General features: G+C 63.9%; 24 protein-coding genes and 1 pseudogene. 11 read left to right on the top strand and 14 right to left on the bottom strand.

Annotation, left to right across the window (positions count from 1 at the left end; translation table 11 throughout):
- The first annotated feature begins 93 nt into the window (after window positions 1-93).
- Both EJ071_RS22480 and EJ071_RS22475 read left to right on the top strand, forming a co-directional pair.
- Entirely contained in the window at window positions 94-546 is a 453-nt protein-coding gene (locus EJ071_RS22480) for a MaoC family dehydratase (protein WP_126099836.1), read from the top strand.
- Window positions 546-1427, top strand: coding sequence for a CoA ester lyase (locus EJ071_RS22475; RefSeq protein ID WP_126099835.1), 882 nt, complete (start codon window positions 546-548; stop codon window positions 1425-1427). Before EJ071_RS22480 ends, EJ071_RS22475 begins: the two co-directional genes overlap by 1 nt.
- 12 nt (window positions 1428-1439) lie before the next feature.
- Here the strand turns inward: EJ071_RS22475 and EJ071_RS22470 are convergent, their stop codons facing one another.
- Window positions 1440-2114 (bottom strand): isoprenylcysteine carboxylmethyltransferase family protein, encoded by a 675-nt coding sequence (locus EJ071_RS22470; protein ID WP_126099834.1) that lies wholly within the window; start codon window positions 2112-2114, stop codon window positions 1440-1442.
- 141 nt (window positions 2115-2255) lie between these two features.
- On the opposite strand from EJ071_RS22470, the gene EJ071_RS22465 reads away from it, so the two are divergent.
- Window positions 2256-2993, top strand: a complete 738-nt coding sequence (locus EJ071_RS22465; RefSeq protein ID WP_126099833.1) for a TetR/AcrR family transcriptional regulator — start codon at window positions 2256-2258, stop codon at window positions 2991-2993.
- Here the strand turns inward: EJ071_RS22465 and EJ071_RS22460 are convergent.
- Together EJ071_RS22460 and EJ071_RS22455 are read right to left on the bottom strand one after the other, a co-directional pair.
- Entirely contained in the window at window positions 2947-3555 is a 609-nt protein-coding gene (locus tag EJ071_RS22460) for a flavin reductase family protein (RefSeq protein ID WP_126099832.1), read from the bottom strand. The genes EJ071_RS22465 and EJ071_RS22460 overlap by 47 nt on opposite strands.
- A 1-nt stretch (window position 3556) precedes the next feature.
- On the bottom strand, window positions 3557-4141 hold the full coding sequence (locus tag EJ071_RS22455) for a nitroreductase (RefSeq protein WP_126099831.1): 585 nt from the start codon (window positions 4139-4141) through the stop codon (window positions 3557-3559).
- Between the two features lie 164 nt (window positions 4142-4305).
- Here EJ071_RS22455 and EJ071_RS22450 point away from each other — a divergent pair, with 164 nt between their 5' ends.
- Window positions 4306-5271, top strand: a complete 966-nt coding sequence (locus tag EJ071_RS22450; protein WP_126099830.1) for a hypothetical protein — start codon at window positions 4306-4308, stop codon at window positions 5269-5271.
- A 22-nt stretch (window positions 5272-5293) separates the two neighbouring features.
- Here EJ071_RS22450 and EJ071_RS22445 read toward each other — a convergent pair whose 3' ends face one another.
- The 5 genes from EJ071_RS22445 to yidD form a co-directional block, all read right to left on the bottom strand.
- Window positions 5294-6085 (bottom strand): outer membrane protein, encoded by a 792-nt coding sequence (locus EJ071_RS22445; protein WP_126099829.1) that lies wholly within the window; start codon window positions 6083-6085, stop codon window positions 5294-5296.
- A 144-nt stretch (window positions 6086-6229) separates the two neighbouring features.
- Window positions 6230-7171 (bottom strand): GNAT family N-acetyltransferase, encoded by a 942-nt coding sequence (locus EJ071_RS22440; protein WP_126099828.1) that lies wholly within the window; start codon window positions 7169-7171, stop codon window positions 6230-6232.
- A gap of 83 nt (window positions 7172-7254) precedes the next feature.
- Window positions 7255-9228 (bottom strand): threonine--tRNA ligase, encoded by a 1974-nt coding sequence (thrS, locus tag EJ071_RS22435; protein ID WP_126099827.1) that lies wholly within the window; start codon window positions 9226-9228, stop codon window positions 7255-7257.
- Between the two features lie 165 nt (window positions 9229-9393).
- Complete coding sequence (gene blaOXA, locus EJ071_RS22430; protein ID WP_126099826.1) at window positions 9394-10203, bottom strand: class D beta-lactamase; 810 nt, start codon at window positions 10201-10203, stop codon at window positions 9394-9396.
- Window positions 10204-10345: 142 nt separating this feature from the next.
- Entirely contained in the window at window positions 10346-10699 is a 354-nt protein-coding gene (gene yidD / locus EJ071_RS22425; protein WP_126102680.1) for a membrane protein insertion efficiency factor YidD, read from the bottom strand.
- A 160-nt stretch (window positions 10700-10859) separates the two neighbouring features.
- Between yidD and EJ071_RS40085 the strand changes: the two genes are divergently transcribed.
- Together EJ071_RS40085 and EJ071_RS22415 are read left to right on the top strand one after the other, a co-directional pair.
- On the top strand, window positions 10860-10982 hold the full coding sequence (locus tag EJ071_RS40085) for a hypothetical protein (RefSeq protein WP_281058876.1): 123 nt from the start codon (window positions 10860-10862) through the stop codon (window positions 10980-10982).
- Window positions 10983-11049: 67 nt separating this feature from the next.
- Window positions 11050-11955, top strand: coding sequence for a LysR substrate-binding domain-containing protein (locus tag EJ071_RS22415; RefSeq protein WP_126099824.1), 906 nt, complete (start codon window positions 11050-11052; stop codon window positions 11953-11955).
- A 10-nt stretch (window positions 11956-11965) separates the two neighbouring features.
- Here the strand turns inward: EJ071_RS22415 and EJ071_RS22410 are convergent, their stop codons facing one another.
- Window positions 11966-12412: an iron-sulfur cluster assembly scaffold protein gene (locus EJ071_RS22410; RefSeq protein WP_126102679.1), complete on the bottom strand. Its 447-nt coding sequence runs from the start codon at window positions 12410-12412 to the stop codon at window positions 11966-11968.
- 237 nt (window positions 12413-12649) lie between these two features.
- Here EJ071_RS22410 and folE point away from each other — a divergent pair, with 237 nt between their 5' ends.
- From folE to EJ071_RS22395, 3 genes are all read left to right on the top strand, one after another.
- On the top strand, window positions 12650-13276 hold the full coding sequence (folE, locus tag EJ071_RS22405) for a GTP cyclohydrolase I FolE (RefSeq protein WP_126099823.1): 627 nt from the start codon (window positions 12650-12652) through the stop codon (window positions 13274-13276).
- 185 nt (window positions 13277-13461) lie between these two features.
- The gene (hisI, locus tag EJ071_RS22400; protein ID WP_126099822.1) at window positions 13462-13920 is read left to right on the top strand and encodes a phosphoribosyl-AMP cyclohydrolase; all 459 of its coding nucleotides are present in this window, start codon (window positions 13462-13464) and stop codon (window positions 13918-13920) included.
- Between the two features lie 85 nt (window positions 13921-14005).
- Window positions 14006-14977 (top strand): patatin family protein, encoded by a 972-nt coding sequence (locus EJ071_RS22395; protein WP_126102678.1) that lies wholly within the window; start codon window positions 14006-14008, stop codon window positions 14975-14977.
- A gap of 56 nt (window positions 14978-15033) precedes the next feature.
- Here EJ071_RS22395 and recJ read toward each other — a convergent pair.
- The 5 genes and pseudogenes from recJ to EJ071_RS22370 all read right to left on the bottom strand — a co-directional run bounded on the left by recJ (window position 15034) and on the right by EJ071_RS22370 (window position 21176).
- Window positions 15034-16813: pseudogene (recJ, locus tag EJ071_RS40270) on the bottom strand (single-stranded-DNA-specific exonuclease RecJ).
- Between the two features lie 142 nt (window positions 16814-16955).
- A complete protein-coding gene (gene glpX / locus EJ071_RS22385) occupies window positions 16956-17939 on the bottom strand; it encodes a class II fructose-bisphosphatase (RefSeq protein WP_126099821.1) in 984 nt (327 codons plus the stop codon).
- Between the two features lie 209 nt (window positions 17940-18148).
- Complete coding sequence (locus EJ071_RS22380) at window positions 18149-19462, bottom strand: homoserine dehydrogenase (protein ID WP_126099820.1); 1314 nt, start codon at window positions 19460-19462, stop codon at window positions 18149-18151.
- Between the two features lie 47 nt (window positions 19463-19509).
- Entirely contained in the window at window positions 19510-20727 is a 1218-nt protein-coding gene (locus EJ071_RS22375) for an LL-diaminopimelate aminotransferase (protein WP_126099819.1), read from the bottom strand.
- A 41-nt stretch (window positions 20728-20768) separates the two neighbouring features.
- Entirely contained in the window at window positions 20769-21176 is a 408-nt protein-coding gene (locus EJ071_RS22370; RefSeq protein ID WP_189521177.1) for a hypothetical protein, read from the bottom strand.
- A 97-nt stretch (window positions 21177-21273) separates the two neighbouring features.
- Here EJ071_RS22370 and phaC point away from each other — a divergent pair, with 97 nt between their 5' ends.
- Both phaC and EJ071_RS22360 read left to right on the top strand, forming a co-directional pair.
- Window positions 21274-23109 carry a class I poly(R)-hydroxyalkanoic acid synthase gene (gene phaC, locus EJ071_RS22365; protein WP_126099818.1) on the top strand — a complete coding sequence of 612 codons (1836 nt, stop codon included), beginning with the start codon at window positions 21274-21276 and terminating at the stop codon, window positions 23107-23109.
- A 268-nt stretch (window positions 23110-23377) separates the two neighbouring features.
- A complete protein-coding gene (locus tag EJ071_RS22360) occupies window positions 23378-24601 on the top strand; it encodes a YcbK family protein (protein ID WP_245459944.1) in 1224 nt (407 codons plus the stop codon).
- Window positions 24602-24713: the final 112 nt, after the last annotated feature.

Genomic DNA, 24713 nt, shown 5'->3' with positions numbered 1-24713 from the left:
AATGGTTTACGAACGGTTCACCATGTTTCTTAACCGGCTTGATGGAACCGCGACCAACGCCTATCAAGCAAGCGTAAGCGGAGGAGATCGGACATGGCCGGGCTTTATCTTGAGGAGTTCGTCGCCGGCCACGTCTTCCGGCACGCATTGCGCAAGACCGTCACCGAAAGCGACAACATGCTGTTTTCGGTGATGACGCTGAACCCGCAGCCCCTGCATATCGATTTCGACTTCGCCGCGAAGAGCGAATGGGGCAAGCCCTTGGTCAATTCGCTGTTCACGCTCGGCCTGATGATCGGCATTTCGGTGAACGACATCACGGTCGGCACAACCGTCGCCAATCTCGGCATGAAGGAAACCGTCTTCCCGCACCCGGTCTTCCACGGCGACACCATCCGGGTCGAAACCACTGTCGTTTCGGTGCGCGAGTCGAAGTCGAAGCCTGATCGCGGCATCGTCGAATTCGAGCACCGCGCCTACAACCAGGCAGACGTTCTCGTCGCCAAATGCACGAGGCAGGCGATGATGATGAAGAAGGCCGCCTGATGCGCTCGCTGCTCTTCGTTCCGGGCGATTCCGAGCGGAAGCTGGAAAAGGGCTTTGCCGCCGGCGCCGACGTGGTGATCGTCGACCTTGAGGATTCCGTCGCCGCCGCCAACAAGGCGCAGGCGCGGGCGATTGCGGCGAGCTTCATCCCAAGCAAAAGGCAGCAGACCGGTTCCGCCGTCTATGTGCGCGTCAACGACCTCTCGACCGGCCTGACCGACGACGACCTCGCGGCTCTTGTCCCGGCGAGGCCCGACGGCGTCATGCTGCCGAAGTCGAACAGCGGCCAGGATGTCCAGCAGCTGGCGGCAAAGCTTCGGGTGCACGAAGCGGAGAACGGACTGCCGGACGGCAGCATAAGAATCCTGCCGATCATCACCGAAACGGCGGCCGGTTTGTTGGCGGCGGCGAGCTATGCTGGGGCAAGCGCAAGGCTTGCCGGCCTGACCTGGGGCGCAGAGGACCTGTCGGCGGCGATAGGCGCACGTTCGGCGCGCGACGAGAGCGGCCGCTACACCGACGTGTTCCGCCTGGCGCGCACGATGACCATCCTTGCGGCTGGCGCGGCCGAGGTCGCGGCGATCGATACCGTGTTTCCGGATTTCCGCGACATGGCCGCTTTCGAGGCCGAATGCCGCGAGGCCGAACGCGACGGCTTTACCGGCAAGATGGCGATCCATCCGGCGCAGGTGCCGGTCATCAACGCCGCCTTCACGCCGTCGGCCGAGGCGGTCTCGCGATCGCACGCGATCGTCGCGGCCTTCGCGGCGGCGGGAAATCCCGGCGTGGTCGGCATCGACGGCAAGATGTATGACCGGCCGCACCTGCGGCTCGCCGAACGGCTGCTGGCCCGCGCCAGGGCGGCAGGAATTTCCGCCTGATCTTCCGGCCTGCTACCAGACAAGCGGGATCAGCCTGTAGCGCACATGGGCCGCGTAGTCGTCATAGCCCCGCAACCCCGTCCGCAACGTCTTTTCTTCGATGAAGGTGCGGATTGCGAGCAGAACGATGAAGACAAGCACCGATGCCAGCCCCCACCAGGAGCCGAGCAGCAGCGCCGTGCCGGCGAAATAGAGTATGGCGCCGCCATACATCGGGTGGCGGACGTAGCTGTAAGGACCTGTCGTGATCACCCGCTGCCCGCGCTCGTCCTGGATCTTCACGACCGGCGCCGCGAAGCTGTTTTCCAGCATCGTGAGATAGCAGATCCAGATACCGACGAGCAGGACCAGCGCGCCGATCGCCTGCACCCAGGCGGAAACCGGCGACCAACCGAAACGGAAATCGAACCCCATCAAGGCCAGCCAACCGAAGATGCCGAGCAGCAATATGCTCAGCAATATTTTGTCGGCCGCGGTCTGGTTCTTCTGGATCGGAGGGCGGAGGCGCTCATTCATCAGGCCCGGATCGCGCCGAGCAAGCGCCACACCCATGGTAAGGCTTAGTCCGACCATCACGACAATGTACACCCAGGCACCGGTCCAGTGCAGCGTGCCTGCCGACACAAACAACAGTGTGCCCATGAAGCCGAACCACAGGAATGTCTGGACAACCAATTTCGAGACCATGACCCAACCTTCCGTGACATGCCCGCCGCTATTGGTCGAATCCGACCAGTGGTCTATTATACCGACCAATGGTCTGTTCTCAAGCCTTATCGGCACTCGGGCATCTGGACGGGAACGGTCGCGGCGTGCAGAAGGTTCACCATGCCACGCGTTATCAAGCACCCGGAACTCAGGCGAGAAGAACTGCTCGACCAGGCCCAGGCCTTGTTCCTGACCCATGGCTACGACAAGGCGAGCCTCAATGACGTGATTGCCGCCGCCGGTATCTCGAAGGGCGCTTTCTATCATTATTTCCCCTCTAAGGAGGCGCTGCTGGAAGCCCTTGCCGAGCGCTTCGCGAAACAGGCGCTCGCCGGTGTCCAGGACATACTCGCCGATCCGGCGCTCGATCCGCTCGGGCGGCTCAATGCCCTGCTCGCGAAATCGCGGCAGGCCAAGATCGAGACCGCGGCGGAGGCCTGGGCGCTGTTCGAGACGCTGTTTCGGCCGGAAAACCTGGTGCTTTTCCACCGCATCAATCTGGCGGCCAGCGCCTCGTTTTCGCCCCTGCTGGTCGAGATCATCCGGCAAGGCGTCAAGGACGGCACGTTCCGCACATTCGACCCGGAAGGCGTCGCCGACATCGTCATGCAATTCGGCATGGCCACGCACGACGTCATCGCCAAGGCGTTCGCCAGCGGCAGCGATGCCGACATGGAAATCGCCATCGAAGCCCTGGAGAAGCGCGTCAGGCTTTACGAGATCGCCCTCGACCGCATCCTCGGTCTCCCAGACGGCAGCATCCGGATCGGCGAGCCTGGCTATGTGCGCGCCGTCATGACAGCGCGCCGCGCTAATCCTTCGGCCAGCGCGGCCGCCGCATCGAAAAAATCTCGTTGACGCTGGCATAGTCCATATAGCCGAGCCGGCCCACATTGCCGGCTCTGACGATGTCGAATTGGCCGTCCTTGAGATAGGCGTCGTCGATATGGACGCCGACGACTTCGCCGGCGACGACGACGGCGCTGGTTTGCGTGCCGTCCAGCGCCCGTGGCCGGAATATCTCCGTAACCCGGCATTCGAGTGCCGCCGGCGCTTCCGCCACGCGTGGCGGCGCGACGAGGCGCGACGGCGCCATGGCGAGATCGGCATAGCCAAACTCGCTGACGCCGCGCGGCGCATCGACGGCTGTGCGGTTCATCTTCTCGGCCAGATCGCGGCTGACGAGGTTGGCGACGAATTCGCCTGTCTCTTCGGCGAAGGTGGCGCTGTCCTTCGCGCCTTCCGATGAGAACCAGACGATGAATGGGCGCGTCGAAAACGCATTGAAGTACGAATAGGGCGCAAGGTTGATCTCGCCGGCCCTGTTCAATGTCGAGATCCATCCGATGGGGCGCGGCGCCACGATCGCCTTCGATGGATCGTGCGGCAGGCCATGCCCCTTCGAAGGCTCGTAGAACATCTTAGCCGACCCAGGGCCCTGTGTAGTCGGCGTAGAGCTTCGCCGGATCGGGCCGCGGCCGCTCGGGCGCCGGCCCCTGGTAGGAGCCGATATGGACGAAGCCGATGACGCGCTCCTGTGGCGACAGCCCGAGGATCGCCCTGCCCTCGGGAACGTCGGAATACCAGTTGCTGATCATGTTGGTGCCATAACCCAGCGCGTTGGCCGCGATCATCAGATTCATAGCCGCCATTGCGCCCGACAGGAACATCTCCCATTGCGGGATCTTGGGGTTCTCCCGCGGCACCGACACCACTCCGATCACCAGCGGCGCGCGCGAGAAGCGCGCCAGTTCCTGGTTGCGGCGCCCCTCCGGCAGCGGCCCTTCGCGTTGCTCGGCAAGCGCCGCGAGCTTCTTGCCGATCTCGACCCGCGCTTCGCCACGGTAGAGGATGAACCGCCAGGGCTCGAGCCGGCCGTGATCGGGAACGCGCGAGGCGGCTGCGATCATCGTGGCGATCTCCGCATCGCTCGGCGCCGGTTCCTTGAGGTCGGGTATAGGCGCGGAATTGCGGGTCAGCAGGAAGTCGATGATCGGCGACGCCATGGACGCAAGTCTCCTAGAAACATTCAATTTTGAGCTGAAGCGCGCCATCGGGAGGTCGGGCGGCTCGGGCAATGACGCATTATGCGCCGGATAAAGAGCCCTGGCGGGACGCGGCAGGCTCTTGAGCCTTGAAATTGCCACCGCCTTGGGCTTCAACGCAAGGCATGTTTGAGGGGACTCTGCGCCTTTTCGTGATCGGGCTCGTCGCCGCGCTGTTCGCGGTGCCGGTTTCGTTCGCGCTGGCCCAGAGCGCCAACGACGTCGGTGATATCAAGTTGCCGGGTATTTCGAGCTACACGACGCCGAAGAGCGAGAGGTCGCTTGCGCTCGGCAGTGGCGGCGCGATCACCCTTTCGGCGCAACTGACCGACAAGGGCGTCGACATCACCCGCGGCATCGTCTGGCGCGTGTTCAGGCCGGAGCCGGCCGGCGACGGCAAGCTGCCCATGGTGGCGTCCGCGCATGGCGGCACGGCGGTGTTCCAGCTCGATCCAGGCAGCTACCTTGTCCACGCCTCCTATGGACGGGCCGGCGCCACCAAGCGCATTACCGTCGGCAAGGACGCCAAGCGCGAAAGCCTTGTGCTCGACGCCGGCGGCCTGAAGCTTGACGCCGTGACGTCGGGCGGCGCGCATATCCCGCCGAAGAAGCTCCGCTTCGCGATCTATGAGGGCCAGGCCGAGGCCAATGGCGACCGTGCGCTGATCGCCCCCGACGTCGCACCCGATACAGTGGTGCGGCTGAATGCCGGCACCTATCACGTCGTCTCCACCTATGGCGCGGTCAACGCCGTGATCCGCTCCGACATCCGCGTCGAGGCCGGCAAGCTGACGGAGGCCACCGTCGAGCACCGCGCGGCCGAGATGACGATGAAGCTGGTGCGCGAGGCCGGCGGCGAAGCCATTGCCGATACTTCCTGGTCGCTGCTCAACGAATCCGGCGATCCGATCAAGGAAGCCGTCGGCGCCTTCGCCTCGATGGTGCTGGCCGAGGGCCAGTACACCATCATCGCCAAGAACCGCGACCGCATCTACCAGAAGGATTTCACGGTGGTCGCCGGCCAGAACCAGGAAATCGAGGTCGTGGCCAACGAATCGTCCGCCATCGATCCCGAGGAAGGCGCGGACTGACGGCTCAAGGCGTCAGGACTTCTTAATCGAAATGATAGTTCAGCCCGATGCGAGCCGTCTGTTCGTGATATTTGGCTGACACGTTGAAATCGATCGGCGTGTTAGTGGCAGCCGTGAAGGCACGCTTGCCAAGGTCGACGTAAAGATATTCGGCCTTCACGCTCCAGTTCGGCGCCAACATTGTTTCGACGCCGGCTCCCACCGCCCAGCCGGCATGTGTCCCGGAGGCGGTATGATCGCCGCAGATGGTTGCATCAGGAATACAGCCGGCGGTTACGTCGACCTCGCTGTAGCTTAGGCTGGTTTCGCCGAAGGCAAGACCGCCCGTTGCATAGACGAGCCATTGCGGATCGACGAGGTACCCTGCCCGACCGCGCAGCGTTCCGAACCAATCGATCTTCTTTTCGACGCTCGTGCTTGTCGTGTCGAAAAATTCCGGGAACCTTGCTTCCGACTTCGATCCACTGATGCCTGAGGCCTGCAGATCCGCCTCGATGCCAACAACCCAGCCGGATGGCAGCTGCCAGTTGTAGCCGGCCTGACCGCCGCCGATCACACCCTGAGCCGAAGGGGATATGGCCGAAGGAAAGGAGCCAGAAGCAATGATGTCGTCCAGGAAATCCTGCAGCTCCGGGACATCAGTGCTTGGCGACAAACCGACCTTGCCCGAATCCCAGCCATAGCCGAGATTGGCGCCTATATATGCGCCACTCCATGAGGGAGTGGCATCGCCCGCATTGGCGCAACCAACGTTGATGAAGACTGACGCGCCCAAGGCCAGGCTCGTCAATACAAGTGTCTTCGCAATATTCATCGATTTGCCCCAAACCCAAACCTTTGATAGCAAATCGCACAACCTATGACTGTGGCCGTTTGGCTACAGTCGCATTAATATCCACCAAGTATTCAAGCAGAAGCTAAAGTACCGTCCGTTTGAAAGCCAACTAATGTTGGCAGGTCAAGCCGCCTTGCGCATCCGCTTCGGCAGGAACGGCACGCGCCCACGCTGCGCAGCCGGCGTCGCAAGGTCGAAGACCGCGCGATAGAGGCGATCGAGCAGCGCCTTGCGGTCGCGCAGCGGCTCGAGGTCGCTCCATCTCAGCACGACGCCGATGCGCACCTCGATCGCCTTGCCCGACAGGCGGGCGAACTCGCGGATGAGCAGTGAGGTGCGCAGCGTCAGCGATGCCTTGCCGATGAACTTCGCCACGCGGTTGTCGCGCTCGGCCATGTTCATCGGGCCGCTGACGAGATGGAACAGGCGGCCGTTCTGGCCGGAGAAATGCATCGGAATGACCGACGCCTTGGCGTCCTGGATGAGCTTGGCCGGGAACATCTTCCACGGCAGGTCGACGGCGCGGCCAAAACCCTTCGGCGCAGTGGCGACGCCGCCGGCCGGAAAGACGACGATGGTGACGCCCTCCTTCAACAACCGCACCGCTTCGTGGCGCACCGCCATGTTGTTCTTCAGCGCGTCCTTCGTCTCGGAAAAATCGATGGGCAGCGAATAGGGCTCCATCTCGCGGATCCTCAGCAGATCCTTGTGGATCATGACCCGGAATGGACGGCCCAGCTGTTCGGCGAGCGACAGCACCGCAATGCCGTCGCCGATACCGAAGGGATGGTTGGCGACGATGACCAGCGGTGTCTCCGGCAACTCGGCCGGCGGCCACTGAACGGCGTTGCGGACCTTGACGTCGATCAATTCCAGCATGCGACTGAACACGCGGTCGCCGGTTGGCACCACCTGCCGGCGCCAGAAATCATAGAGTACGGCGAAGCGGTCGCGGCCCGACAGGCCCTCGACGGAATGGATGAACCAGCGCGTCAGCACCGGTTGATGCGCATTGGCGTAGGAGAGCTCGGGAAACCGTCTTTCCCGCAGTTTCAATTTGAGCATGGCGGCTCGTTACAGGGCTGGCGTGACAGGCATATGAAAATGGCGGTGGACCGGCCACCGCCATTTCAGGACGTGCTGGTAAGTCAAGCCGCGCGACGCTTGCGATCGGGCGAAACCGCCTCCTCGGCGAGAGCCTTCACCGCATCGGCAAGCTTCAGCGATTCCTGGTCGCGGGAACCCAGCCGGCGGACATTGACGGTTTCCTCCTCGGCCTCGCGCTTGCCGCAGACGAGGATGACCGGCACCTTGGCCAGGGAATGCTCGCGCACCTTGTAGTTGATCTTCTCGTTGCGCAGGTCCGCTTCGGCGAGCAACCCGGCCGCCTTCAGCCCAGCGACGACCTTCATTGCGTACTCATCGGCATCGGAGGTGATCGTCGCCACCACCACCTGCAGCGGCGCGAACCACAGCGGGAAATGGCCGGAATAGTTCTCGATCAGGATGCCGAGGAAGCGTTCCATCGAGCCGCACACCGCGCGATGCACCATGACCGGCTGCTTCTTCTCCGAATCCGAGCCGATATAGAAGGCACCGAAACGCTCCGGCAGGTTGAAGTCCACCTGCGTGGTGCCGCACTGCCATTCGCGGCCGATGGCGTCCTTCAGCACATATTCGAACTTCGGCCCGTAGAAGGCGCCCTCGCCCGGATTGATCGAGGTCTTGATGCGGTTGCCGGAGCGCGCGCGGATCGTCTCCAGCACGTTGCTCATGATCGCCTCGGCGTGGTCCCAGGCCTCGTCGGTGCCGACGCGCTTGTCCGGCCGCGTCGACAGCTTCACGGCGACCTCGTCGAAGCCGAAATCGGCATAGGTCGACAGGATCAGGTCGTTGATGCGCAGGCACTCCGCGGCCAACTGCTCCTCGGTGCAGAAGACATGCGCGTCGTCCTGCGTGAAGCCGCGCACGCGCATCAACCCATGCAGCGCGCCCGACGGTTCGTAGCGATGCACATTGCCGAACTCCGCAAGTTTTACGGGCAGTTCGCGGTAAGACTTCAACCCGTGCTTGAAGATCTGCACATGGCCGGGACAGTTCATCGGCTTCAGCGCGAAGATGCGCTCGTCGTCGGTATCGTCGCCGGCAACAGTCACCTTGAACATCGCGTCGCGGTACCAGCCCCAGTGGCCTGACGTCTCCCACAGGCTCTTGTCCAGCACCTGCGGCGCGTTGACTTCCTGGTAGCCATGCTCGTCGAGGCGGCGGCGCATGTAGTTGACTAGGTTCTGGAACATCTTCCAGCCCTTGGCATGCCAGAAGACGACGCCCGGCCCCTCTTCCTGGAAATGGAACAGGTCCATCTCGCGGCCGAGCTTGCGGTGGTCGCGCTTCTCGGCTTCCTCCAGCAGCGTCTGGTAGGCATCGAGCTGCGCCTGGTCGGCAAAGGCGGTGCCATAGATGCGCGTCAGCATCGGGTTGTTGGAATCGCCGCGCCAGTAGGCGCCCGCCACCTTCATCAGCTTGAAGGCATTGCCGACCTGCCCGGTCGAAGCCATGTGCGGACCGCGGCAGAGGTCGAACCAATCGCCCTGCGCGTAGATCTTGATGTCCTGATCTTCCGGAATGGCGTCGATCAGCTCGACCTTGTAGCGCTCGCCCTTCTCGGCGAAGACCTTCTTAGCCTTCTCGCGGGACCAGACTTCCTTGGTGAACGGCTTGTTGCGCGCGATGATCTCGCGCATCTTCTTCTCGATCGCCGGGAAATCGTCCGGTGTGAACGGCTCGTTCCTCGCGAAGTCGTAGTAGAATCCGTTCTCGATCACCGGCCCGATGGTAACCTGCGTTCCCGGCCAGAGCTCCTGCACGGCTTCGGCCAGCACGTGTGCCGCGTCATGGCGGATGAGTTCGAGCGCGCGCTGGTCGTCGCGGGTGATGATCTCGACCTTGCCCGACTTGCCGAGCGGATCGGAAAGGTCGCGCACAGTGCCATCGATCGCATAGGCCACGGCTTTCTTTGCCAGCGACTTGGAGATCGATTCGGCAAGACCGGCGCCGGTCATCGCCGCGTCGTAGTCGCGGACGGAACCATCGGGAAACGTCAGGGAAACGGAATTCAGCATCAGAGTTCTCCTATCCAGTCCCGCAAACGAGCGCGGGTGGTGAAATGCATGTCGCGGGAATGCGCTGGAGCATGCAGAGGTTGGCCGGAGGCGCCTATCACATGGGCGCTGGCCGGCGGCAGTCTTTTATGAGGAGTTTCCGCCGCCGTAAAGCCGCAAGCCGTTCTATTTGATGAGGCCGGGCAGGTCCTTCAAGAACGCCGCCCGCGTCGCCAGGCCCTTCGGCATGTCGCCGCGCTTGGCGTCGACAACCAGCCGGGCGAACACGATGCGGCGACCATCCTTCTCGGCCCAGCCGACGAACCAGCCGAGTGACCGCTTGTTCTTGTCGAGCGCCGTGCTGCCGGTCTTGCCCTGCACGGTCCAGTCCCCCGCCTCGAAGGTTGGGATGATCGCTTTTGTCATCTCATGCGCCTTGGCCGAAACCGGCATTTTGCCGGCAAGCAGCCGGCGCAGGAACGCCGTCTGCTCGACGGGCGAGATTTCGAGCGAGGAGTCCACCCAGGAATTGGTCAGGCCGTCATTCTTGCCGGCGCTGCCTGAGACATTCGCATTGCCGTAACCGAATTTCGCAACATAGCCGGCGAAGCTTTTCGAGCCGAGCCGGCGTGTGATCTCGCGCGAATACCAGATGATGGAATCGCGTTCCCAGATCGTCGGATCGACGGTTTTCCGATCGCGCTTCACGGCGTTGAACTCGGGCTTGTAGTCCCAGCTCGGCGTGTGCTGGTCGCTCAGGATTCCGGCATCATAGCCGATCAGCGCCAGAGGCACCTTGAAGGTGGACGCCGGGCTGACGCGCTGGTCGCACACACCATCCTGGTAAAGCGTCGCGCCGCTCGTCGCATCCTGGATCAGCGTGCAGTGGATGTCCTCGAGCGGTGCCGATTGCGCCCGCATCGGCAGGCCGAGCATCCAAGCCAGAAGGAACAGAATAACGGCGATAAAGAAGGGGTAGCGGTCCATCTGGCGCATCGAAGCTCACTCTTGGAAGGAATTGCGGAGAGCGGCTTAGCGAGGCGTCTTGTCTCGATTTTGTCTCAAATTCGCAGAGTTTGTGCAGGCTGTCGTTAACCCTACCGGATCGTAAACGAAGCCCGCGAAAACGCCGATGCGATCAGCCGTCGGCCTCACGGCTTTTCCTGCCGATCCGCCAGTAGCGCCACGGCATGAACCAGACATAGCGCGCCGCAAGCGTCTCCGGCACCCGGTCGATGCCATGCGTCCCGAAAGGCCCGCAGCGCGAAACCCGGAACAGCGCCATCCAGCCGCCGGCCCACAGGCCATGGCGGGCGATCGCTTCATGCGCGTATTCGGAGCAGGTCGGCAGGTGCCGGCAATTGTTGCCGACGAAGCCGGAAAGCGTCAACTGGTAGAGACGCACGAGCGACGTGCCGAGTAGACGGCCCGGCGTCTTGCGCCAAGGTCCCGGCCAGTTACGCCCGCGCTGGATACGCCGGGCGCTGTGCATATGCCCATGGTGGTCAGCCAACCAATCTGCTCCGCAGTGTTTCGCTGCGCGATAGATGTGGGCTTCAGGCGGGGAACGCAATGTTCTTTTGCCATCATGGCCTGGTGCGACGGATGGGATGCCTGTCGGTCCACGGTGCATGATGCAAGGAAGCATCTGAATGATCATGGCAACAGCGGCTGCGCGAGGCTTCGCCACGCCACTGAAAGGTGGCGATCCGCATGACGTCGTTCAAAATGGCCAGGAACTGATTCATGGCAGTGCTCCTTTGGGCACCGATTAGACTGCCGCTGGCCTTCGTCCTCAAACGAGTATAATTTCCGCATCGGATAACTTGAGGTTATGCGAGAATGAAGCGTGGCCGGCTGCCATTGACGGCGCTGAGAAGCTTCGAAACCGCCGGCCGGCACTTGAGCTTCAGCCGCGCGGCCGAGGAGCTCTATGTCTCGCAGGCTGCGATAAGCCGGCAGATCAGGGAACTCGAAGCCTTCCTCCGTCAGCCGCTGTTTCTCCGCCTCCATCGCCGCGTCGAACTGACCGATGCCGGCCGCCGGCTGCTCGACCAACTAGTGAGGAGCTTCGACGACATCGACCGGGTGCTGTCGGAACTGGCGACCACGCCGGCGCAGTCGATGGTGCGCGTTAGCGTCGAACCCTCGCTTGCCGCGGTATGGCTGGTGCCGCGGCTCAACCGCTTTCGCCAGTTGCGTCCCGATATCGATGTCTCCCTGGACGTCGATCCGAGATTGATCGAGTTCCGCAGCGACCAGCCTGAGCTTGCCTTGCGCTTCAGCCCGCGCGCGACCTCGTGGCCGCGCAGCGATGCCGAGCGCCTGGCCTCGACCGTCGATTCACCCGTCCTGTCGCCGGCGCTGCTGGCATCCGGCCCTCCCCTGGAGAAGCCGGTCGACCTTCGCCACTACACGCTGTTGCATGAGGAAAACCGCCAGGGCTGGGCGCGCTGGTTCGAAGCGGCCGGCGTGCCGGCCGACGCGGTGCCCGCGCGCGGCCCGATGCTCGCCGACGCTTCGCTCTCGAAGCAGGCGGCATTGCTCGGGCATGGCGTGGCGCTCGGCGATCTCTTGCAGATCGGCGACGAACTCGCCTCCGGCGCGCTGGTCAAGCCGTTCGACATCGACGTCGCGTCGGGCGCCTACTGGCTGGTGGCGAGAAATTTGCAGGATCTTTCCGAGCCGGCCACGGCTTTTGCCGACTGGATAAGAGGCGAGTTCGCCGCGACAAGGGGAGCGATTTAGGCGCTTGTGATCAAGCCGCCTCTCCGGCGCGCTTCTTCTCGATCTGGCCGATCGCGTCGACCACCGCGTCGAAGGTCAGCATAGTCGAGGCGTGGCGCGCCTTGTAGTCGCGCACCGGCTCCAAATATTTGAGGTCGGCGAAGCGGCCCTCCGGAGGCGCGCCGTTTTCTTTCAGCATTTTAAGCATGATGTCGCGCACCGCGCGCAGTTCATCGGCGTTCGCGCCGATCACATGCCGGGCCATGATCGAGGAGGAGGCCTGGCCGAGCGCGCAGGCCTTCACGTCATGGGCGAAATCGGTCACCACATCGCCGTCCATTTTCAAGTCGACGGTGACGGTGGAGCCGCACAATTTGGAATGCGCCCGAGCGGTCGCGTCGGGGTGGTCGAGCCGGCCGATCCGCGCGATATTTCCGGCGAAACCCAGAATTTTCGCATTGTAGACATCGTCGATCATATTTTTCCAATCCGTCGCCGCCGAGTGAACAGGCTTTGCCGCTGTTGCGTCTTCCTTTCGCTCTGCACGAGCATATATAATGCTGGCAGCCGGGCATCGACAAGGCAACCTCAAGCCATTGTCATTGCTCATCTGTTCACGCCGCTTGCGGGCTGGAAACCGGGCGAGTTTCACCCGAAAGGTCGTGGTCCGTTCAACTCGTCCCACCTTTGAGTGGGACTACGGGAGACGCCTTTTATGGATGCCGTCATCAAGAAATTCATGCCCCCTTCCTCCTATATGGAGAAGCCCGTCACGGATCGGCCGAGCGAGGCCGAGGTCGAGGCCGCCGTGCGCACGCTTTTGCGCTGGACCGGCGACAACCCGGATCGCGAGGGCCTTGTCGACACGCCCAAGCGTGTCACCAAGGCCTTCCGCGAGATGTTCAACGGCTACGATATGTGCCCGGCCGAAGAACTTGGCCGCACTTTCGAGGAAGTGGCCGGCTATGACGATCTCGTGATCGTCAGGGACATCAAGTTCCATTCCCATTGCGAGCACCACATGGTGCCGATCATCGGCAAGGCGCATGTCGGCTACCTGCCGGACGGCAAGGTTGTCGGCCTGTCCAAGATCGCGCGCGTCGTCGACATCTTCGCGCATCGCCTGCAGACGCAGGAAGCGATGACGGCGCAGATCGCCGGCGTCATCCAGGACGTGCTCAACCCGCGCGGCGTCGCGGTCATGATCGAGGCCGAGCATATGTGCATGGCCATGCGCGGCATCCGCAAGCAGGATTCGACCACGCTGACCTCGACCTTCACCGGCGTCTTCAAGGACACGCCGGAGGAACAGGTGCGCTTCGTCACCATGGTGCGCAGCTGATCACCGGCCATCACCTCCCAAAGGCGGGTTGAGGTTCAGGTCAGGTTGAGTCGAAAGTGGTGGTTTCCGGGAACCGGAGCGGAGCGTACTTAGAGTATGTGAGCTTCGGGAGCGCGGGAGGCCGCCATGTGGAAGCCGGCCTCGCCTGAGTATCAACACGTCTTTAAATCAAACAAGGACCGGCGATGTCGGCTGTGCAATTTCCCAAAGCTCCAGCAGACAAGAAGGCGCTGGAGGAAGGCACCGTCCTTTCTCCGCGCTTCGATGCCGCCGGCCTCGTTACCGTGGTCGTCACCGACGCCGGCGACCGCATGCTTTTGATGGTCGCGCATATGAACGCCGAGGCATTGGCGCTGACGCTGGAAACCGGCATCGCGCACTACTGGTCGCGTTCGCGCAATGCGCTCTGGAAGAAGGGCGAGACCTCGGGCAATTTCCAGCACGTCGTCGAGATGCGCACGGATTGTGACCAGGACGCGATATGGTTGAGCGTCAAAGTATTGGGCCACGACGCAACTTGTCACACTGGCAGACGTTCCTGCTTTTATCGGACGGTGGGGCTCAGCGACGGCAAGGCGACGCTTGCCGACGATGGCAGCAAGCCGCTGTTCGATGCGGACCAGACGTATCGGAAGCCGGTGTGAACCATTCAATATTCACAAACCACTCATATTCACTATTCTCAAACATCCTTGTGGTAGAAGGGATACGGGACAAGGGGAGATCATGATGCTCGAATGGGCGTCATTGCGCAGCAAACCTGACGTTCAGGAAGCCAACGGCCCTGCATCGTCCGGCGGTGTGCCCAACCCGAAGTCGGCGAAGAAGGCGGGCATTTCCCTGGCGCTCGGCGGCGGCTGTGCCCGCGGCTGGGCCCATATCGGCGTGCTGCGCGCGCTGGACGAAGCCGGCATCGAAGTGTCGATGATCGCCGGCACCTCGATCGGCGCGCTCGTTGGCGGCTGCTATCTTGCCGGCAAGCTGGACGAGCTGGAGGAATTCGCCAGGAGCCTGACCAAGCGCCGCATCTTCGGGCTTCTCGATCTCAATCTGCGTGGCAGCGGCCTGTTCGGCGGTATGAAGCTCGATGCGCGTCTGCGTGAGCACGTGGACGGTATTCGTTTCGAGGACCTGTCGAAGCCGTTCGTCGCCGTCGCTTCCGAAATCCGCACCGGCCACGAAATCTGGCTGTCGAACGGCTCGCTGATCACCGCCATGCGCGCGTCCTATGCGCTGCCCGGCGTCTTCTCGCCCGTGAACTGCAACGGCCGCATGCTGGTCGATGGCGCGTTGGTCAATCCGGTGCCGGTGTCGGTCTGCCGTGCCTACGAGCAGCCGCTCGTCGTGGCCGTCAACCTCCACTACGACCTGTTCGGCCGTGCCGCGGTCATCAAGCACAGCGCGGGCGAGCTCGTCATCGAGAGCGACGCGCCGCGTCCCGGCCAGGTTAACCCTCAGCACCAGCCGCACCAGACGCGCCTCGGCATTACCGGCGTCATGGTCGAGGCCTTCAACATCATCCAGGACCGGATTTCGCGCGCCAGGCTTGCCGGCGATCCGCCTGATATGTCGCTGCAGCCGAAGCTCAGCCATATCGGCCTGACCGAGTTCCACCGCGCCGACGAGGCGATCCGCCTCGGCTATCAGGCAACGATGTCTCAGATCAGTGAATTGACGCGGCTGCAGACGGTGCTCGCCTGAGTTTCCTTTGCGCAATTCCGGACGGAAAACCGCTTCACACTTTTCCTGGAATTGCTTCAAGCAACCGCGGCATCCGTGATGCGGAATTGCACCGTCCGGTTGCCGTTCCAGTAATTGCCCGACAGCGAACCGGCGACATGCACGGTCTTTCCCCTGTTCTTGAACAGGAATTCGCCGAGCGCGGTGTCGACGGCGCGGAATGCGATCGCCTGGAGATTGCCGCCGCTTTGCGACTGCAGGTCGGCGCGGATGTGGTTGGTGCCGATCGGCCGCGCGTCGGTGAGCCGGTGGCGCGGCAGCACGAACACCGGCGCGATGTGCCCGGCGCCGAACGGGCCGGCTTTCTCCAGCGCGTCGAGAAGGGAAAGCGTCGCGCCCTCGGCGGCTAAAGCGCCGTCGATCGCCAAGCTCTCCTCGCTTTGCAGCCGGAACACGTCCGCCGCTGCGCGTTCCTCGAAGAAGGCTCTGAGCGCGCCGAGCTTGGCCCGCTCGACGGTGATGCCCGCCGCCATGCCGTGGCCGCCGCCCTTGACGATCAGCCCGGCCTCGGCCGCCTCGCGCACCAGCCGGCCGAGATCGAAACCGGAGACCGAGCGCCCCGAGCCGGTGCCGATGCCGTTGGCGTTGAAGGCAATCGCGAAAGCCGGGCGGCGCGCATGCTCCTTGAGCCGCGAGGCCAAGAGCCCGACGATGCCCGGGTGCCAGCTGTTGCTGGCTGTGACGACGATGGCCGGACCGTTGCCGCCGGCAAGCTCGGCATCGGCTTCGGCGCGCGCCTGCGCCAGCATCTCCATTTCCATCTGCTGCCGTTCCTGGTTGAGGCGGTCGAGCGTCTCGGCAATGCTTGCGGCCTCGACTGGATCGTCGGTGGCCAAAAGCCGGCTGCCAAGCGCGGCATCGCCAATGCGCCCGCCGGCATTGATGCGCGGCCCGATCAGATAGGCGAGATGGAAGGTATCGATCGGCTCGCCGATGCGCGAGACCCGCGCCAGGGCCGCCAGCCCCTCGTTCTTCTGCTGGCGCGCTACCTGCAGCCCCTTGACCACGAAAGCGCGGGTTCACGCCCGGGTAAGCGGCACCACGTCGCACACCGCGCCGCGCGACCAGGTCGAGCAGCGACCCGGCGCGGCGTTCGCAACTTCTCGCGCAGCACCTTCGCCGTCTGCACCAGGCAGAGGAAAACCACGCCGGCGGCGCAAAGATACCCCTGCCCCGAAAGGTCGTCCTCCCGGTTCGGATTGACCACCGCATCGGCCGCCGCCGGCAGCGCGCCGCCGACCTGGTGATGGTCGAGCACCACGACATCGGCGCGCCGGCTTCTCTGGCCGCCTCGACCGATGCGGCGCTGTTGGTGCCGCAGTCGACCGTGACGATAAGCTTCGCGCCGCGTGAGATCAGCTCGCGCATGGCTTCCGGATTGGGGCCGTAGCCTTCGAAGATGCGATCCGGAATATAGATTTCGGACGGCACCGAGAAATGCGCAAGAAAGCGCTTCAGCAGCGCCGACGAAGCCGCGCCGTCGACATCGTAGTCGCCGAAGATCGCCACCTTTTCGCCGGCCACGATTGCATCCGCCAGCCGCGCCGCCGCCTTTTCCATGTCGGTCAGCGAGGCAGGATTCGGCAAAAGCTCGCGGATGGTCGGATCGAGGAAGCGCTCGGTCTGCTCGACCGTCACGCCGCGCCCGGCGAGCACCCGCGCGACGATGTCCGGCACCCCATGGCCCTGCGCGATGGCCAAGGCAGCCATGTCCTGCCGCTCGGTCAGCCGATGCTCCCAGGAGACACCGGTCGCCGACTGCCTGACATCGAGGAAGAACCGTCTTTCGCCCGTCACGCGAGGCGCCGTCCGCACATCATCCCTTGGCAGATATCAATATGCGACGGCGGTAGCAATTCCAGGAAAGCGGGCAACTAAAGGAAACTGTGGAACGGTTTTCCGTCCGCAATTGCGTCGAAGGGGCCCACGCTGCACGGAATCAAAATTTTTCCAGATCCTGGTGACGCGCCTTGATCTCGCGCACGGTGCGCGAAGACGAGCGCAGAACGATGGTGTGGGTGGTAATGAAGGTGCGGCCGAACTTCACCCCGTCGAGCAAATTGCCGTCGGTGACACCGGTTGCCGCAAACAGGACGTCGCCGCGTGCCATGTCCTGCGCGCGATAGACCCGCTTAGGATCCGAAATGCCCATCTTTTCGGCCCGCGCCACCTTCTCCGGCGTATCGAGGATCAGCCGGCCCTGCATCTGCCCACCGGTGCAGCGGAGCGCCGCCGCGGCCAGCACCCCTTCCGGCGCGCCGCCGGTGCCGAGATAGATGTCGATGCCGGTCTCGTCCGGATCGGTGGTGTGAATGACGCCTGCGACGTCGCCGTCGCCGATCAGCCGGATCGCTGCACCAGTGGCGCGCACGGCGTCGATCAGCTTGGTGTGGCGCGGCCGGTCGAGGATGCAGGCGGTGATGTCGGACACCGCGACGCCCTTGGCCTTGGCGAGGTTGGCGATGTTCTCGACCGGCGGCGCATCGATGTCGATGATCCCCTCGGCATAGCCCGGACCGATGGCGATCTTGTCCATGTAGACGTCGGGCGCGAACAGCAGGCTGCCTTTTTCCGCGATGGCGATGACGGCGAGCGCATTGGGCAGGTTCTTGGCGCAGATCGTCGTGCCTTCGAGCGGATCGAGCGCAATGTCGACGGCGGGACCTTTGCCGGTGCCGACCTCTTCGCCGATATAGAGCATCGGCGCCTCGTCGCGCTCGCCCTCGCCGATCACCACGGTGCCCTTGATGGCGAGCCGGTTGAGCTCCTGGCGCATGGCATCGACCGCGACCTGGTCGGCGGCCTTCTCGTCACCGCGACCGCGCAGCCTCGCGGCGGCGACCGCGGCCCGTTCGGTGACGCGCACGACTTCCATTGTGAAGATACGGTCGAGGCCGGTTGCGATGTTCTGGGCCATGTTCATAAATGGGCATTCCTCGTTGGTACTGCACCGGGCCTCCCGCCAGAGGCGCGCTTCTTCTGGCAAAGCTCCATGACAACGGCAAGACTTGCCCTGGCAATTTTTGAAATTGCAGTAATATCAATCGATTGAAGGCGAATTGTGACTAAGCATGTCTCCCGAAAGTGGGAACCGGTTTCGGGCCGAAGGCATGCGTCAAATCAAAATTAGCGCTATTCCGCCCGCTCGATGCGGATCACCTGCGGCTTGTCGGTCAGATGGCCGTCCTTGGTGACACCTTCGACCGCCTTGCGCACCGCGGCTTCCGTCGTCTCGTGGGTGACAAGGATCACCGTCTTCTGCGCCTCGATTTCCGGCCCAGCTGCTTGCTGCACGATCGATTCCAGCGAAATGTCGTTGTCGGCCATGCGTTTGGCGATCGCGGCGAAGACGCCGATGCGGTCATGCACGGTAAGGCGGATGAAATAGCCGCCGGCATGGCTGCGCATCTGTGCCTTCTTGTAGGGCTTCAATTCCTTCGCCGGCCAGCCGAAGACCGGCCCGTGCTGGAAGCCCGGTCGGCTCTTGGCGATGTCGGCGATGTCGCCGACCACCGCCGAAGCCGTGGCGTTGCCACCCGCGCCGGGACCCGAGAGCAGCAGCTCGCCCAGAATGTCGGTCTCGATCGCCACCGCATTGGTGACGCCGTGTACCTGCGCGATGACCGATGCCGTCGGCACCATGGTCGGGTGCACGCGCTGCTCGATGCCGCTGTCCGTGCGCTGCGCGACGCCGAGCAGCTTGATGCGGTAGCCGAGCTCGGCCGCCGCGCGGATGTCGGCCTGGGTGATGTTGGAGATGCCTTCCATATAGATGTCGTTGGCGGCGATCCTCGTGCCGAAGGCAAGGCTGGTCAGGATCGACAGCTTGTGCGCCGTGTCGTGGCCCTCGATGTCGAAGGTCGGGTCGGCTTCGGCATAGCCCAGCCGCTGCGCGTCCTTGAGGCAGGCGTCGAAGGAGATGCCTTCGGCCTCCATGCGGGTCAGGATGTAGTTGCAGGTGCCGTTGAGGATGCCGAAGACGCGGGTGACCTGATTGCCGGCCATCGCCTCGCGCATCGTCTTGATGACCGGTATGCCGCCGGCCACGGCCGCCTCGTAGTTGAGCAGCACGCCCCTCTTCTCGGCGATCTCAGCGAGCTGCACGCCATGCTTGGCCAAGAGCGCCTTGTTGGCGGTGACGACATGGCGGCCGGCCTCGAGCGCCGCCTTCACCGATGCCCGCGCTGGTCCCTCGTCGCCGCCGATCAATTCGACAAAGACATCGATGTCGGCTCTCTCGGCCATCTGCGCGGCGTCGTCGAACCATTTGGCGGCGCTGAGATCGACGCCGCGGTCGCGCTTCGGGTCGCGCGCCGAGACGGCGGTGACGACGATGTCGCGGCCGCACTGGCGGGTGAGTTCGGCGGCCTTTTCGTTGAGCACGCACGCCACCGAGGCGCCCACCGTGCCAAGGCCGGCAATTCCAACACGCAACGCTTCAGCCATGTCCGGCGACGCCCCTCAAAGATCGATCGGTGTGATGTGCGGCAAGCTTATCGGTGGGCCGAAAGCGGCACAACATTGTTGGGCTGCTTGGCGGTCGCGGCCAGGAAGCGCTTGATGTTGCGCGCCGCTTGCCTGATCCGGTGCTCGTTCTCGACCAGCGCCACGCGGACGAAGTCGTCGCCGTGCTCGCCGAAGCCGATGCCCGGCGCCACCGCCACGTCGGCATGCTCGATGAGCAGCTTGGAGAATTCGAGCGAGCCGAGCTGGCGGAACTGCTCCGGGATTGGCGCCCAAGCGAACATCGAGGCCGCGGGCGCGGGAATGGTCCAGCCGGCGCGGGTAAAGGAATCGACCATTACGTCGCGCCGCTTGTGGTAGACCTCGCGCACCTCCTCGATATCGGCGCCGTCGCCGTTCAGCGCATGCGCCGCCGCCACCTGGATCGGCGTGAAGGCGCCGTAGTCGAGATAGGACTTGACCCGGGTCAGCGCCGCGATCAGCCGCTCGTTGCCGACCGCGAAACCCATGCGCCAGCCGGGCATGGAGAAGGTTTTCGACATCGAGGTGAACTCGACGCAGACGTCGATCGCGCCCGGCACCTGCAGCACCGAGGGCGGCGGGTTGCCGTCGAAATAGATCTCCGAATAGGCAAGATCGGACAGGATGATGATGTCGTTCTTCTTCGCGAAGGCGACCACGTCCTTGTAGAAATCGAGCGAGGCGACCAACGCGGTCGGGTTCGACGGGTAGTTGAGGATCAGCGCCAGCGGCTTCGGGATCGAGTGGCGGATGCCGCGCTCGACCGCCGGGATGAAGCCGTCATCGGGCTCCACCTGCAGCGAGCGGATGACGCCGCCCGACATGATGAAGCCGAAGGCGTGGATCGGATAGGTCGGATTGGGGCACAGGATGACGTCGCCGGGCGCGGTGATCGCCTGCGCCATGTTGGCGAAGCCCTCCTTCGAACCCAGCGTCGCCACCACTTGCGTGTCGGGATTGAGCTTCACGCCGAAGCGGCGCTGGTAGTAGGCGGCCTGGGCGCGGCGCAGGCCCGGAATGCCGCGTGAGGAGGAATAGCGATGCGTGCGCGGGTCGCGCACCACTTCGCATAATTTGTCGACGATGGCCTTCGGCGTCGGCAGGTCCGGATTGCCCATGCCAAGGTCGATGATGTCGGCTCCGCGCGAGCGGGCGCTGGCCTTCAGCCGGTTGACCTGCTCGAACACATAAGGCGGAAGCCGGCGGACCTTGTGAAATTCTTCCATTGGAGTTCCAGACGGTGAAAGTTTCGGCGCGCGATATAGACCTAATTGCAGTTAGGGTCGAGGGCGGGATCGCATTTGGCCTCGATCTGCTTCAGCGTGTCGTCGCCATGCGTCCTGGCGAGCGTGCTGAGCGCGGCCGTGTCGGGGGCTGGTTTCGCGCTGCCGCCCTTGGCAAGCTGCGCCTGCTGCTCGGCCTTGAGCTCGCCGAGCCTGGCGGCGGTCTCTTCCTTGGACAGTTGCTTGGCGGCCACCTGCGGCCGAATGTTGAGGTTCGGATAGGAGCCGGTGTCCTTCGGTCCCGCGGTCAGCGCCGTCGGCGCCGAATTGTTGGTGTTGCTGGTGGCGCAACCGCCCGTAAGCAACGGCGCGCACAGCACCGCGGCCGCGACAGCGATGCGGCAAATCGAACCGACGCCGAGAAAATAAGTCCCGCCAACATTAATCGTCATATTGTTTTCCTGGCAGCCGGGTTAGAGCGTGTTGGACCCGGTCAGATGTCCCATGATAATATGTCAAGAAAACGCTCCGGGAGGAACCCCGCGAACCATGTCCAAAGCGCCCGATTCGGACAAAGCGGAAAATGGCGGACCTTCGACCGTCGAGCAATATCTGGTGAAAGACCCCGAGCGTTTCGCGTTGAACATGGCGCGCATGATCGAGCAGGCCGGCAAGGCAGCCTCCGCCTGGGCCGAGCCGCGCGAAAAGGGTGAGGTGCGCGACCATGTCGCCGAGCCCGTGGTCGACATGGTCAAGACCTTCTCCAAGCTCTCGGAATACTGGCTGGCCGATCCGCAGCGCGCTTTGGAAGCGCAGACGCGGCTCTTCGCCGGCTACATGACGGTCTGGGCGAACGCCATCCAGAGGGTCAGCCCGAACGCCGAAGCCCCCGAGGACGCGGTCAAGCCCGAGCGCGGCGACAAGCGCTTCCAGGACCCGGAATGGGGCCGCAACGCCTTCTTCGATTTCCTGAAGCAGGCCTATCTCGTCACCTCGCGCTGGGCCTCGGACCTCGTCGAGCATGCCGAGGGCCTGGACGAGCACACCCGCCACAAGGCGAGCTTCTACGTCAAGCAGGTCTCCAACGCGATCGCGCCGTCGAATTTCATCCTGACCAATCCGGAACTGTTCCGCGAGACCGTCGCCTCCAACGGCGAGAACCTGGTGCGCGGCATGAAGATGCTGGCCGAGGACATCGCCGCCGGCAGGGGCGACCTGAAGCTGCGCCAGGCGGATTACGCGCCGTTCGAGATCGGCAAGAACATCGCCACGACGCCCGGCAAGGTGATCGGCCGCAGCGACGTCGCCGAGATCATCCAGTACGACCCGGCGACGGAGACGGTGCTGAAGCGCCCCCTGCTGGTCTGCCCGCCCTGGATCAACAAATACTACATCCTCGACCTCAACCCGCAGAAATCCTTCATCCGCTGGGCGATCGAGCAGGGCCACACGGTCTTCGTCATCTCCTGGATCAACCCGGACGAGCGCCACGGCGCCAAGGGCTGGGAGGCCTATATCCGCGAAGGCCTGCAGTTCGGCCTCGACATGGTCGAAAAGGCGACCGGCGAGAAGGAGGTCAATTCGATCGGCTATTGCGTCGGCGGCACGCTGCTGGCGGCAGCGCTTGCGCTTCTGGCGCAGGAAGGCGACCACCGCATCAAGTCGGCGACCTTCTTCACCACCCAGGTCGACTTCACCTACGCCGGCGACCTGAAGGTTTTCGTCGACGAGGACCAGGTTGCCGCGGTCGAGCGCTCGATGAGCGAGAAGGGCTATCTCGAAGGCACCAAGATGGCCACCGCCTTCAACATGCTGCGCTCCGGCGACCTGATCTGGCCCTATGTCGTCAACAACTACATGCGCGGCAAGGACCCCCTGCCCTTCGACCTGCTCTATTGGAACGCCGATTCGACCCGCATGGCGGCGGCCAACCATTCCTTCTATCTGCGCAACTGCTATCTCGAGAACAATCTCTCGCGCGGCACGATGGAGCTTGCTGGCCGCACCGTCTCGCTGGCCGACATCACGATCCCCGTCTACAACCTGGCCACGAAAGAGGACCACATCGCGCCGGCGCTCTCGGTGTTCCTCGGCTCGCGCTATTTCGGCGGCGACGTCGAATACGTCATGGCGGGCTCCGGCCACATCGCCGGCGTCGTCAATCCGCCGGCGGCGCATAAATACCAGTTCTGGACGGGCGGCAGGCCGGTGGGCGATTTCAACACCTGGTTCGCTGGGGCGCACGAGCATGCTGGTTCGTGGTGGACGCACTGGCAGCACTGGATCGAAAGCCAGGACAATGTGCATGTGCCGGCCCGCAAACCGGGCAAGCGTATGAAAACCTTGGGCGATGCGCCGGGCACCTATGTCAAGGTGCGTGTGTAACGGACTGTAATGTCTGGTGAGTTGACGGCCCGCCAAAACAGGGCGAAATGGTTGCGTTAATCGTTTTCGCAGCCTCTGTTCGCCTTCAGACGCAGTAAATCAGAGGCTTTGCAGATCGATACAGATCCCGTTTCCGGTTCGGGAACAGGAGGTCGTCGCCAGGGGCACTGGAGCGCCACGGCGATGATGAACGGACCGGATGCTGAGGGGGAATTCTATTTTGAAACCAGCAGGTTGGCGTCTCGCACGAAGGGAAAGCCGCAGCATTGTGGCAGCGCTTTTCTCCGTGCTTCTGGCCTCCTGCACCTCGACCGGCGATCCGACGATGTCGGTCGTCACACCGGCCTACAATTCAACCGCCACCGAGATGAGCGCGGCGTCCGGCGCCACGCCCGCGGCCGCGGCCGATTCGACCTCGCAGGTGGCGTCGGCCACCCCAGAGGCGGCATCGACCGTGATGAGCGAGGACGACAAGCCGCTGCCGGAAAAGATTGCGTATGTGCCGGAGACCCGGCCCGGAGCCGCCGCTTTCCCCGCCGTCGCCGTGCCTGACGGCGCCACCTCGATTGCAGGCAACACGCCGCAACCGCTGGTACAGCCGTCGCAGACGGCCGACGAGACGAAAGCCGCCGCCGAGAAGGTCGCTGCCGGCGACGCTACTGCGGTCGCATCGCAAGCGCAGGCGACCACGCAAGCCATGAACAATGGCGTCTATGTCACGGCGGGCGAGCCTCAGCAGCAGCCGATCGCCGCGCCGAGGAAGGGCCTGTTCGCCTCGCTGTTCAGCACCACGCCGGCTTCCGCGGCGCCCGCGCCGCTGATCAACAACGCGCGCTCCGGCGACCAGCCTGCCGCCCAGGCCAAGACCACGCCGCCGCCTGCCAAGCCGATCGTGACGCTCGCCTCCGCGACGCCGGGCGACAAGCCGGTGCAGCTCGCGTCCCTCGGCGACGATAGCGGCAACCACATCACCGGCGCCGATGCCTTGCCCGGCGTGCGCCAGACGGCGCTGTTCGAGATCAAGCGCAAGTCCGGCATCGACGACGAAAGCGACGTCGACCTCAACGAGGACGAAGGCGGCGGCTCCTATCAGGTGGCGTCCGCCGCCGGCATGGCGAGGCTCGCGCCCAACGGCCTCTTGAAGCAAAACGAAAGCGTCGACGTCGCCTGCCTCAAGCCGTCGCTGGTGCGCGTGCTGAAGACGATCGAGGGCCATTTCGGCCGCAAGATGGTCGTCACCTCCGGCTATCGCGATCCCTCGCGCAACCGCCGCGCCAACGGTGCCAAGAACTCGCTGCACATGTATTGCGCCGCCGCCGACATCCAGTTGCCCGGCGTCTCCAAGTGGGAGCTGGCGAGCTATGTACGCTCGATGCCCGGCCGCGGCGGCGTCGGCACCTACTGCCACACCGAATCGATCCATGTCGACGTCGGCCCCGAGCGCGACTGGAACTGGCGCTGCCGCCGGCGCGGCGGCGGTGGTGACGGCTGAGCCTCGACAGTCGGCGGCCCACCGCCTTCGTTGCGACGAACCTCGCAGTGCCAAACGTTGGCGATTAGCCGAAGCCCCTCCGAACTTCGTCATCCACGGGCGAAGCGGACGC

The organism is Mesorhizobium sp. M1B.F.Ca.ET.045.04.1.1 (assembly GCF_003952465.1).
Taxonomy (GTDB): domain Bacteria; phylum Pseudomonadota; class Alphaproteobacteria; order Rhizobiales; family Rhizobiaceae; genus Mesorhizobium; species Mesorhizobium shonense.
Note: the sequence above shows the minus strand (reverse complement) of the source record. Positions and strands in the feature narration are given on the sequence as shown.